We start from the raw sequence: 11,735 nt of genomic DNA, 5'->3' as shown, positions 1-11,735 counted from the left end.
ATAAACGATTAGGCAACGCTTAAGTTATTGTTAAAACAACATTTAATTTTTTCATAAAGTAAATCTCTTTTAACAGGTTTAGTCATGTAATCATTCATGCCAATTTCTAAAACACGTTGTCTTGTTTCTTCCATTGCATCTGCTGTAACGGCTATTATGGGTATATTAATAATTGAAGAACCTAGTTCTCCACTTCTAATAAATTTAGTTGCTTCGTAACCATCCATTACTGGCATTTGTAGGTCCATTAAGATTAAATCATAGACATCATTTCTTAATGCCTTAAGAGCTTCGCTACCATTTTCTACCACAGAAAAGCTTACACTTGTAAAACTTCCTAATAGCTTACGCATAACTAATTGATTCAGTTTATTGTCTTCAACAACTAAAATATGTAAAGGTTTTTCGAATATTACAGCACTTTTATTATCGACCGTAGCGCTTTCATTCTTTAATTTTTTAAGCGGTATTTTAATAAAAACATCTGTCCCTTTATCAATTTTACTTTCAATTTTAATGGAACCTTTATAGAGTTCAATTAAATGTTTAGCAATGGTTAAACCAAGTCCCATACCCCCAAATTGTCTTTTATGGTTCAGTTGCATTTGATTAAAACTAACAAATACATTGTCTTTACTAATCTTACTCATACCGACACCAGAATCTGATATTTGAAAGCAGAAACTAGATATATCATTAGGTTGTGGTAAACATTTTAGTTTTAGAATTATTTGACCATTTTTTGTGAATTTAACAGCATTGGCTAATACATTATTTATAATTTGAACAAATCTATCAGAGTCACCTATGACTTTGGTGGGGATTTCAGAATCCATTTCAAAGGCATATTTAAGTCCTTTTTTATTCGCTTCTGTTTTCCAATTATTACTAATTTGGTTTAATACAATTGAAGGATTAAACTCTTCTTCTCTTAATTTTAGTTCTTTCTTTTCAATTTTTTCAAAATCTAAAACATCATTCACATTACTTAATAAGCTTATGGATGCATTCTTAATTATTTGATATTTTTTTCTGCTTTCTACATCGTTGTCTGCACTTGCTAATTCAATATCTACCATGCCCATTATGGCATTGATAGGTGTGCGTAATTCATGACTTATATTAGACATAAAGTAACTCTTAATCTCACTAATTTCTTCGGATTTTTTTAATGCTAGTTCTTGTGAATGTTCATTATCTAACCTTAATTTTTTTATAAGTTTGGTCATCGAAAGTGAAAGTAGAATGACTTCTATACCTGTTCCAAATTTAGAGCTGTTTTGCGTGTAAAAATTTGTTGGAAGTAAACCCAAATTATTCATTACAAAACCTGTTAAACCGATAACCAAAAATAGAATACCTAAAGAAAAGAAAGGATCGACATAAATACGTTTAAAGCGCATTTTAAAAACTGTAGTAACAATTAAGATAAGACTCAATAACCCATTTAAATTACTTAAGGGGTATGCTAGTTCTAACGTTTTAGAATTGATAAATAACATTAAAAATAAAGTACATATAACACCGTAAATAATATTATAAGCTATTTTAAAGTGTTTTAAGTTTAAATTTACTTTTAAAAAATATTCACAATATTTGAGTAAAAATAGATTCGAAAATAGTGCCGTAATTAAAACAACTCGACTATTTAAATAACCACCATTAGGTAAAATATATTGATGTATAAAGCCGTCTAAAGACATTTGCATTAAAGCAATCGAAAAAGCATACAAACAATAATACAAAAATGTTTTATTGCTTAAACTGGTATAAAAAAACAAATAGATTAAACTCGTTAATAATAAAACACCATAAAACAAGCCTAAAAATAATTGTTGGGTGTAATTTTTATTTATAAAAGAGTCTTCATCATATAAATTAAGTAGAAGGTTTAGGGTTTCTCCATCACTAGATAGGTTGATGTAAAAGAGTTGCTTACTTTGAGCTTTTAGTTTTATTTTGAAAACATTTTCTCTGTGATTAATATCTTTTTTATCAAAAGAAACTTGATCTCCATTTTTAGAAATTTCAATTTCAGATTTAATAGTATATAAATCAACGACGTCTGTTATTGGTCTAGCAGTGACCAAATAATAAGTTTTATCTGTATTTAGAGTGTTTTCTAATCGAAATCTAACCCAATAATTGTTGGTCGTAAAACCAAGGTCGTGATTTTCAGATTGTAAAGTTTGGAACTTTAAATCAGTATTTTGTAATACATCTTCAATAGCAAATTTAGCACGCTCCGTATTTGTGTATTCAGAGTATTCAAATAATTCTCCAGAAGAGCTTTCTGGATTAAATGCAGGTTTTTGCGCATACAAAGTACATGCTAAAAGATAGATAATTAGTATGGTAGGTTTCATGTTAGGGGCATTAAACGGCTGCTAACTTACGCAAAAAATGTTAATATGGTTCTAATTGATAGAAAAGCGCACCCCAAGACGTTTTGGTGGAGAAGATGGGATTCGAACCCACGATCTCTTGACTGCCAGTCAAACGCTCTAGCCAACTGAGCTACATCCCCATTACAGTTGTAAATATATACTTATTTTTGTTCACTTTTTAAAACTAAATTTTAAGTCAAATTAATGAGTTATAAAATTGAAAAAGCCATAATAGATGATGTTAAATCACTCTTGGTTCTTACCAAAGCATGTGCTGAAACAATGATATCTAAAGGTATTTATCAATGGAACGAACATTACCCAAATGCAGCTGCCTTTGCTAAAGATGTTGAACACGAAGAACTTTATGTGTTGAAAATTAATAATAACATTTTAGGCTGTATTGTAATTTCAAAGCTAATGGACTCTGAGTACGTTCCTGTAAAATGGTTAACTAACAATGTTCATAATGTTTATATTCACAGGTTAGCGGTTCATCCAAAACATCAAGGATTAGGTTATGCCCAAAACCTTATGGATTTCGCTGAGGAATTTGCTACTGAAAACAATTGTAGTTCAATTAGATTAGATACCTTTTCACAGAACAAAAGAAACCAAAAGTTTTACGAACTTCGCGGTTATAAAAAATTAGAGGATATTTATTTTCCAAAGCAAAGTGAATTTCCTTTTCATTGTTATGAATTAGTTCTGTGAGCACACAAATAACTTTAAAACAAATAAACAAACTCGCTATTCCAGCATTAATATCTGGAGTATCCGAGCCTATTCTGTCTTTAACTGATGCCGCTATTATTGGTAATATGGATTATGAGGCCACAACTTCGTTGGCAGCTGTTGGTATTGTTGGGACGTTTTTTTCTATGCTGATATGGGTTTTAGGGCAAACCCGAAGTGCTATTTCTTCAATCGTATCTCAATATGTTGGTGCAGATCAATTAGATGCAGTAAAGAATTTACCAGCTCAGGCAATTTTTATAATTACCGCATTAAGCTTAGTTATCATTGGTATTACTTATCCCTTCGCAGCTCAGATTTTTAAACTTTACAATGCTTCTGGAGACATTCTAAATTATAGTGTAGCGTATTATCAAATTCGTGTTTTTGGTTTTCCATTCACGCTATTTACTATTGCTGTTTTTGGAACTTTTAGAGGTTTACAAAACACATATTTTCCAATGCTTATTGCCATAGTCGGAGCGGCTGCAAATATTGTTTTAGATTTTGCTTTTGTTTATGGTATTGAAGGGCTTATTCCTGCAATGCATATAAAAGGTGCGGCTTATGCTAGTGTATTAGCGCAAGTTATTATGGCATTACTCTCTGCATTTTATCTCCTTAAAAAAACAGATATTCCTTTATTGATAAAGCTGCCTTTTAATACTGAAATGAAACGTTTTGTTACAATGATAGCGCACTTATTTATTAGAACATTAGCTTTAAACTTGGCACTATATTTAGCAACGAGTTTTGCAACTAAATACGGGGAAAACTACATTGCAGCTTACACCATTGGGATTAACTTGTGGTTTTTAGGTGCTTTTCTTATCGATGGTTATGCTAGTGCAGGTAATATTTTATCTGGTAAATTGTATGGCGCAAAAGATTATAAGAATTTAATTGAGCTGAGTAATGAACTCATAAAATATGGTATTCTAGTTGGTTTGATAATTAGTGTAACAGGAGCGATTTTCTATTATCAGATAGGTCGTGTTTTTAGTAATGATAAAGAGGTACTCAATGAGTTTTATAATATTTTTTGGATCATTTTAGCTATGCAGCCCTTATGTGCATTGGCTTTTATTTTCGATGGAGTTTTTAAAGGACTCGGTAGGATGAAATATCTTAGAAATGTTTTACTATTTTCTACATTGGTTGTTTTTGTACCTATTATTTTCTGGACCGATAGTCTAGATTATAAACTTTATGGCATTTTTGTTGCCTTTACATTTTGGATGATTGCTCGAGGCTTACCATTAATAATTAAATTTCGTAAAACATTTAAATCACTTGCTGAAAACGCTTAAATTTGAATTATAAATGAATCACTTTAAATGCATTTTTTAATTACATTACTTCAAGACCTAGACATAGACGAAAAGCTAAAAGAAGCACCCGATGATTATTATAGCATAGGTATTCTAATAGGTAATTTGGTCCCTTTTGTAGTGTTGGTGGCTATTGCCTACATCATTTATAGATATAGTAAAAACAAATATAAAGAAGAATAACATGGATGTACTTGGTTTTTTAGGCGGAAACGGCCTATTTCTTATACTCGGATTAGCACTTGTAATTGTATATTTCTACAATAAATATAAAAAACGGTAATATAAATTTACCTTGTTTTTAACCAACCTGTTATACTTAATCTTTGGGTATTTACGGGTTTTACTTCGTGCTCTAATTCCTGACTTTCAAAAATGACAACTTTACCAGGAAAAGGGTAGATTACTTTATCCTCTCCATCTAAATAAAGTACTAGTTCTCCTCCGTTTTCGGGTTTCCAGTCTTCACTATTTAAATAACATACGAAAGATAACTTACGTCTATCATCATTCTGAAACGTATCTAAATGACGTTTGTAGTAGGTGTCTTTTGGGTAAATAGCGTAATGAAATTCCTTCTGATTTATTCCTAAAAAACAAGTACGGTTTAGGTAATCTTTTAAATCGTTAATTTTATTGAAGAATAATTCTTCCGCAGAATTAATAATATTCTCATTGATCCAAAGAATAATATCACCACGGACTGCTTTTTTTATGAATTTATGGGTTTTATTTCCAATAGCTGCTTTTTTAAACGCATCTTCTTCATACTTTAAAAGCAACGAGTGTCTTAAGGCAATAACTTCATCTTCTGAAAAGAAATCATCAACAATACTATATTTTTGTGATGAAATGTCTGAAATAATACGCTCATAAAGCGGGTTTTCAACAAACGGAATAGCTTCAAAAAGACTACTCAACGTGACTTTTGTAAGAATTTAATGTTTTCATATTATCTTAATAAAATTAAAAAAAGTGAGCAAATGTAATCTAAAAAGCCATTCCTTTTACATTTATAATATCTTTGCATCCTAATTAAAAATAGCATGAGTAAAATACGCATTACAAAACAGTTTTCTTTTGAAGCAGGTCACGCATTATACGGTTACGACGGGAAGTGTAAAAATGTACACGGCCACAGTTACCAACTTTATGTAACCGTAATAGGAACTCCAATTTCTGATACCACAAACGTGAAATACGGAATGGTGATTGATTTTGGGGATTTAAAGAAAATTGTAAAGGAAGAAATTGTAGATGTTTTTGACCATGCTACTGTTTTTAATAAAAATACGCCGCATGTTGAGTTAGCTAGAGAATTACAAATTAGAGATCATAACGTGTTGTTGGTAGATTATCAGCCAACAAGTGAAATGATGGTGATTGATTTTGCTGAAAAAATAAAACAACGTTTACCCAAAACTATAAAATTACATTCATTAAGGCTTTCAGAAACTACATCGTCTTTTGCAGAATGGTACGCATCAGATAATGAATAAATCCAATCATATTACTTTAACTGAAGGAAAGAAAATTTACTTCGCATCTGACAATCATTTAGGCGCACCAACTAGTGACGCTTCTAAACCACGTGAGAAAAAATTTGTGGCTTGGTTAGATGAAATTAAACACGATGCGGCAGCCATTTTTCTGTTAGGTGATTTATTCGATTTTTGGTTCGAGTATAAAACCGTTGTCCCAAAAGGATTTACAAGAACGCTTGGTAAGCTTGCCGAAATTAGTGATTCCGGAATTCCGATTCACTATTTTGTGGGGAATCACGACTTGTGGATGCATGGTTATTTTGAAGAAGAACTCGGTATTCCTGTATATCATGAACCTAAAGAATTCATGTTTAATGATACTTCTGTTTTTATTGGTCATGGTGATGGTTTAGGGCCAAATGATAAAGGTTACAAACGCATGAAAAAAGTGTTTACCAATCCTGTTTTTAAATGGTTATTTAAATGGATGCACCCAGATATTGGATTGCGTATTGGGCAATACATGTCTGTAAAAAACAAAATGATTTCTGGTGATGATGATGCTACTTTTTTAGGTGAAGAAAATGAATGGTTAGCCGTTTATTGTAAACGTAAATTAGAAGATAAACATAGAGATTTCTTTGTGTTTGGACACCGACATTTGCCTTTAGAAATTGATTTGAATGAAAAGTCTAAGTACGTTAACCTGGGCGATTGGATACAATATTATACTTACGGTGTTTTTGATGGTGAAAATTTTGATTTGAAGAAATACTAAGCGATTTCTTCCTCTTTCTCATGTGCTTCGATATCTTTAGTTAAATCGAGATTTCGTAACGTTTTATTTTTAATACCAATGGTGGTTACTGTAATTAAAGTCATGGTGCCACCAAATATAACAGCAACTGCTGGTCCCATTATTTTAGCGGCTAAACCACTTTCAAACGCCCCAAGTTCGTTAGAAGATCCTACAAACATAGAATTTACCGAAGCCACACGCCCTCGCATATGATCGGGTGTTTTTAGTTGTAAAATGGTTTGTCTAATTACCATAGATACACCGTCTGCAACGCCAGATAAAAATAAAGCAACAATACTTACCCAGAAAATTTTAGACATACCAAAGGCTATAATACACAACCCAAAGGCAAAAATAGAAATCAACAGTTTCTTACCAGCGTTTTTGGTTACAGGTAAATAGGTGGTGATAAACATGGTAAGAATACTTCCTATAGATATGGATGCATTTAAAACCCCAAACCCCTTAGAGCCCACATGCAAAATATCTTGAGAAAAGACAGAAAGTAAAGCCACAGTTCCGCCAAATAAAACAGCAACCATATCTAAAGATAAAGCGCCTAAAATAGATTTATCACTATATACAAATCGCAAACCTACTTTTAAACTTTCCTTTACTGATTCGCCAATATTTGGATTTAAAATAGGCTTTTTCTTTATTTGAAATGTAATAATTAAAGACAGGGTCACCATAACAAAAACAATACATAACGTATAGTCAACACCAATCCAATCTATAGAAAAACCAGCAAAAAGGGCACCTAAAACACTGGCAGCTTTCCAAGTGCTACTGCTCCAAGTAGCTGCATTAGGATATACTTTTTTAGGTACAATAAGTGCAATTAAAGAAAATATGGTCGGTCCAAAAAACGAACGTAAAAACCCACCAAAAAAGACCAAGGCATAAATACAATATAAAATGGTTGTAGTTTCCCAATGACCAACTGCTTGCTCCCAAGTTAACAGAAATAAGCCTAAACTAATTAATGAAAACGCCGCAATACATAAGGCTAGCAAATTTCGTTTTTCTCTTTGGTCTACAATATGGCCAGCAAATAGCGCCATTGTAAAAGCAGGTATAATTTCCATTAAACCTATTAATCCTAAATAGAGAGGGTCTTTGGTTAAAGTATAAACTTCCCATTCTATAACAATAAATTGCATAGACCAACCAAAGATTAATAAAAAGCGTAATAATAAAAAGGTATTAAATTCTCTAATCCTTAATGCTGCGTATGGATCGTTTTTTGCCAATGTAGTTAATAGTTTATGAGACCTTTGAGGTTTTTTTGAAACTTAACAGGTCTACAATTGATGTTTTATTACTATAAAAAATATTACCAATTATTTATGCTTAAAAGGCATATGCTAAACTTGATTTAATATCTCATCCTTCAGGGTTTATTATACTTTTATATCCTTCAATTTCAACTGTAAACTTACAGTACCATTCCAGTGATTTTCATCTATGGAATAGGCTGCACTAAATGGTCTTTTACTATTAATAATATCTATTTTATCACCTAAACCAAAACCGATACAAACTATTTTATCGTTAAAAGATTGCGTTGCTGTCAGTCGGATATGTTTATCATCTTCCCCTACGCATTTCCCCCAACCTGTATCTTTTATATTTTGCGACATAAAGGTGGGTGACATATTTCCAGGACCAAAAGGTGCAAATTGTTTTAGAATTCGCATTAATTTATCATTGATTTCGCCGAGCTCAATATCTAAATCTATTTTTAACTCTTCCATTAATAATTTAGGATCAATGGTTTCTTTTACCACACTTTCAAACTTTGCTTTAAAAGCCTCGTAGTTTTTTGGATCTAAAGTTAAACCTGCCGCATATTTATGACCACCAAATTGTTCAATATGTTCTGAGCAAGCCTCTAGTGCATTATACACATCAAACCCTTTTACAGAACGTGCCGAAGCGGCTAATTTATCACCACTTTTTGTAAAGACTAAAGTGGGTCTATAATACGTTTCTATTAAACGTGAAGCCACAATCCCAATAACACCTTTGTGCCAAGATTCATCATAAACAACGGTTGTAAAGCCTTCTTGTTCCTTGTTGTCTTCAATTTGAACTAAAGCTTCTTCGGTAATACGTTTATCAGTTTCTCTTCGGTCAGAATTATAAGCTTCAATTTCTAAAGCATAAGTTTCTGCAAGATTAAAATCGGTTTCAGATAATAGTCTAACCGCATAATTACCATGTTTCATTCGTCCTGCCGCATTAATACGTGGTGCGATGGTAAATACAACGTCTGTAATGGTAAGAATATCTTTTTTAACCAGGTTGATAATAGCTTTCATTCCTGGTCTAGGATTGGTGTTAATAACCTGTAATCCTAAATAGGCTAAAGCTCTATTTTCATCTACAATAGGTACAATATCTGCTCCGACAGCAGTAGCGACCAAATCGAGATACTCGGTTAAATCTTCAGCAGTTTGTCCTTGGTTTGCAGCTAAAGCGGTAATCAGTTTAAAGCCCACACCACAACCACATAATTCTTTAAATGGATATTCGCAATCTTCCCGTTTTGGGTCTAAAACGGCAACAGCATCCGGAATTTCAGCTCCTGGTCTGTGGTGATCACAAATTATAAAATCAATCCCTTTTTCATTGGCATAGGCTACTTTATCAATGGCTTTAATTCCACAATCGAGCGCGATTATTAAAGAAAATCCATTATCGTCTGCAAAGTCAATTCCTTTATACGATACGCCGTAACCTTCGTCATAGCGGTCTGGAATATAAGTTGCAATACTATCTATTCGTGTTTTTAAATAGGTAGACATTAAGGCTACAGATGTTGTTCCGTCTACATCATAATCGCCATAAACCATCACGTTCTCACCTGCTGTTATGGCGCGTTCAATACGTGCAACAGCTTTATCCATATCTTTCATTAAGTAAGGATCGTGAAGGTCTTCAAAACTTGGTCTAAAGAATTTTTTAGCTGCATCGTAAGTATCAATATCTCGTTGTAATAATAAGGTTGCAACGGTATCATCTACTTTAAGTGCTGCTTTTAGTTCTTCAACTTTTGAAGCTTGTGGTTTTGGTTTTAATGTCCAACGCATATGTAGCTAAAATAAATTGATGTTTAGTGTCGGTTGAGCGCAGTTGATACCTAATATTAATAGGTTTTATGAATATCTCGAAGGCGCTCAAGACGACTTGTTTTTTTAATGTTAATGAAAATGAATATTGGTTTCAACAGTTGCAAAACGACGAAACATTTCCATAACGCCACAGTATTTTTCAACAGATAAATTAACGGCGCGTTCACATTTTTTTTCGTTTGAATCTGCTCCGTAAAAATGATAATCCACAGTAACGGTATGGTAATACTTAGGGTGTTCGTCTGTTAATTCACCTGAAACATCCATTTTAAAATCTTTAATTTCAACTTTCATTTTATCTAAAGTAGAAATAACATCCAAGCCAGAACAGCCAGCTAAAGAAGATAGCATCATGGCTTTTGGAGACAGGCCATTTCTTTGGTCGGTACCTTCAATATTTGTATCCATAAGGACTGTTTTTCCACTTGGATTATCAGATTCAAAAGTTAATCCACCTTTCCAATTTGTTGTGATTTTATGTTGCATAATTTCTGATTTTAAAAGTTATATATAGTTGAAGTGTTTAAGGCTGTATTTTTGTTAAATCTTAAAATACTATCTTAGTTACCTCAAAAATACTACTAAAAAAATAACTATGGCATTAGTAACACCTTTGTCTGCTGAGCACGATTTAGAAACCAAAGCATTAGCAGAATTCTTTAATGAAACTCTCGGATTTTGTCCTAATTCGGTTTTAACCATGCAACGCAGACCCGCAATAAGTAAAGCGTTTATCAATTTGAATAAAGCCGTTATGGCTAATGAAGGTCGAGTGACCTCAGCTTTAAAACGTATGATTGCTTGGGTAAGTAGTAATGCAACGGGTTGTCGTTATTGCCAAGCACACGCCATTAGAGCTGCGGAACGTTATGGTGCAGAACAAGAACAGTTAGATAATATTTGGGAATATAGGACGCACGCTGCTTTTAACGATGCAGAACGTGCTGCTTTAGATTTTAGTTTGGCAGCAAGCCAAGTGCCAAATGCCGTAAATGCTGAAATAAAAGCCCGTTTATACGAATATTGGGATGAAGGTGAAATTGTAGAAATGTTAGGTGTAATTTCACTTTTTGGTTACTTAAACCGTTGGAATGATTCTATGGGAACTTCTATTGAAGAAGGTGCTGTTGAAAGTGGTGAAAAATACTTAGGAAAACATGGTTACGAAGTTGGCAAACATGATGGATCGGATTATTAGATTTTAAACACTTTATTTTTAAATAAATAAGAAAAAACCTTACTGGAAACAGTGAGGGTTTTCTGTGTTATTTTAAATGTATAATATTAAGAAAGTAGTGATTTTACCTTTTTTCGTAATTCAGGAACAACCAATTCCTCAAACCAAGGATTTTTACTTCTCCAAAATCTATTGGTTGGCGATGGGTGTGGAATAGGAAAATATTTGGGTAAATATTCTTTATAGTCCCCAACGGTTTCTGTTAATGTGCGTTTTGCTTTCTCTTTTAAATAATACTTCTGTGCGTAAGCACCAATTAAAATAATCAATTGCACATTTGGCATTTTATTCAATAATGCATCGTGCCATTTTGGTGCACATTCTGGTTTTGGTGGTAAATCTCCTGTTTTTGCTTTTCCTGGATAACAAAATCCCATTGGCATAATAGCAAAATTATCGGTATTGTAAAATTGTGCTTCTGTAACCTTAAGCCATTCTCTTAATCTTTTACCGCTTTGGTCGTCCCAAGGAATTCCGGATTTATGAACCTTAGTTCCCGGTGCCTGCCCAATAATTACAATTTTAGAATTGATATTCGCGGTTACTACAGGTCTTGGACCTAATGGTAAATGTGCTTTACAGATAGTACATTGGCTTATGTTGTGCAGTAAGTCTTTCATAATTT

At 32.8% G+C, this 11,735-nt stretch carries 12 protein-coding genes and 1 tRNA gene; 6 read left to right on the top strand and 7 right to left on the bottom strand.

Annotated features, from left to right (window positions below; all coding sequences use genetic code 11):
• Positions 1 to 8 precede the first annotated feature (8 nt).
• On the bottom strand, positions 9 to 2,366 hold the full coding sequence (locus tag HM985_RS06265; protein ID WP_179375421.1) for a hybrid sensor histidine kinase/response regulator: 2,358 nt from the start codon (positions 2,364 to 2,366) through the stop codon (positions 9 to 11).
• Positions 2,367 to 2,450: 84 nt separating this feature from the next.
• A tRNA-Ala gene (locus HM985_RS06260) sits at positions 2,451 to 2,527 on the bottom strand.
• 64 nt (positions 2,528 to 2,591) lie between these two features.
• Here HM985_RS06260 and HM985_RS06255 point away from each other — a divergent pair.
• Genes HM985_RS06255 through HM985_RS06245 form a run of 3 tightly spaced genes read left to right on the top strand, consistent with a single transcriptional unit; the run spans position 2,592 to position 4,636 of the window.
• Positions 2,592 to 3,101 (top strand): GNAT family N-acetyltransferase, encoded by a 510-nt coding sequence (locus HM985_RS06255; protein WP_179375420.1) that lies wholly within the window; start codon positions 2,592 to 2,594, stop codon positions 3,099 to 3,101.
• Positions 3,098 to 4,432, top strand: coding sequence for an MATE family efflux transporter (locus tag HM985_RS06250; protein WP_179375419.1), 1,335 nt, complete (start codon positions 3,098 to 3,100; stop codon positions 4,430 to 4,432). Before HM985_RS06255 ends, HM985_RS06250 begins: the two co-directional genes overlap by 4 nt.
• A gap of 27 nt (positions 4,433 to 4,459) precedes the next feature.
• Positions 4,460 to 4,636, top strand: a complete 177-nt coding sequence (locus HM985_RS06245; RefSeq protein WP_179375418.1) for a hypothetical protein — start codon at positions 4,460 to 4,462, stop codon at positions 4,634 to 4,636.
• Between the two features lie 107 nt (positions 4,637 to 4,743).
• Here HM985_RS06245 and HM985_RS06240 read toward each other — a convergent pair whose 3' ends face one another.
• Positions 4,744 to 5,373, bottom strand: a complete 630-nt coding sequence (locus HM985_RS06240; protein WP_179314210.1) for a 2OG-Fe(II) oxygenase — start codon at positions 5,371 to 5,373, stop codon at positions 4,744 to 4,746.
• A gap of 126 nt (positions 5,374 to 5,499) precedes the next feature.
• Here HM985_RS06240 and HM985_RS06235 point away from each other — a divergent pair, with 126 nt between their 5' ends.
• Together HM985_RS06235 and HM985_RS06230 are read left to right on the top strand one after the other, a co-directional pair.
• Positions 5,500 to 5,952 carry a 6-pyruvoyl trahydropterin synthase family protein gene (locus HM985_RS06235; protein ID WP_179314211.1) on the top strand — a complete coding sequence of 151 codons (453 nt, stop codon included), beginning with the start codon at positions 5,500 to 5,502 and terminating at the stop codon, positions 5,950 to 5,952.
• The gene (locus tag HM985_RS06230; RefSeq protein ID WP_218843375.1) at positions 5,945 to 6,715 is read left to right on the top strand and encodes a UDP-2,3-diacylglucosamine diphosphatase; all 771 of its coding nucleotides are present in this window, start codon (positions 5,945 to 5,947) and stop codon (positions 6,713 to 6,715) included. The genes HM985_RS06235 and HM985_RS06230 overlap by 8 nt, the downstream gene beginning before the upstream one ends.
• Here the strand turns inward: HM985_RS06230 and HM985_RS06225 are convergent.
• From HM985_RS06225 to HM985_RS06215, 3 genes are all read right to left on the bottom strand, one after another.
• Positions 6,712 to 7,989, bottom strand: a complete 1,278-nt coding sequence (locus tag HM985_RS06225) for an MFS transporter (RefSeq protein WP_179375417.1) — start codon at positions 7,987 to 7,989, stop codon at positions 6,712 to 6,714. The genes HM985_RS06230 and HM985_RS06225 overlap by 4 nt on opposite strands.
• A 150-nt stretch (positions 7,990 to 8,139) precedes the next feature.
• Entirely contained in the window at positions 8,140 to 9,831 is a 1,692-nt protein-coding gene (recJ, locus tag HM985_RS06220) for a single-stranded-DNA-specific exonuclease RecJ (protein ID WP_179375416.1), read from the bottom strand.
• A 111-nt stretch (positions 9,832 to 9,942) separates the two neighbouring features.
• A complete protein-coding gene (locus tag HM985_RS06215) occupies positions 9,943 to 10,359 on the bottom strand; it encodes an OsmC family protein (RefSeq protein WP_179314215.1) in 417 nt (138 codons plus the stop codon).
• Positions 10,360 to 10,468: 109 nt separating this feature from the next.
• Between HM985_RS06215 and HM985_RS06210 the strand changes: the two genes are divergently transcribed.
• Positions 10,469 to 11,071: a carboxymuconolactone decarboxylase family protein gene (locus tag HM985_RS06210; protein WP_179375415.1), complete on the top strand. Its 603-nt coding sequence runs from the start codon at positions 10,469 to 10,471 to the stop codon at positions 11,069 to 11,071.
• Positions 11,072 to 11,157: 86 nt separating this feature from the next.
• On the opposite strand, the gene HM985_RS06205 is transcribed toward HM985_RS06210, so the two are convergent.
• Entirely contained in the window at positions 11,158 to 11,730 is a 573-nt protein-coding gene (locus HM985_RS06205) for a uracil-DNA glycosylase family protein (protein ID WP_179375414.1), read from the bottom strand.
• Between the last annotated feature and the right edge of the window lie 5 nt (positions 11,731 to 11,735).

The organism is Winogradskyella wichelsiae (genome assembly GCF_013403925.1).
Classification (GTDB): Bacteria; Bacteroidota; Bacteroidia; order Flavobacteriales; family Flavobacteriaceae; genus Winogradskyella; species Winogradskyella wichelsiae.
The sequence above is the reverse complement of the archived record's forward strand: the minus strand, read 5'-3'. Positions and strand labels throughout refer to the sequence as shown.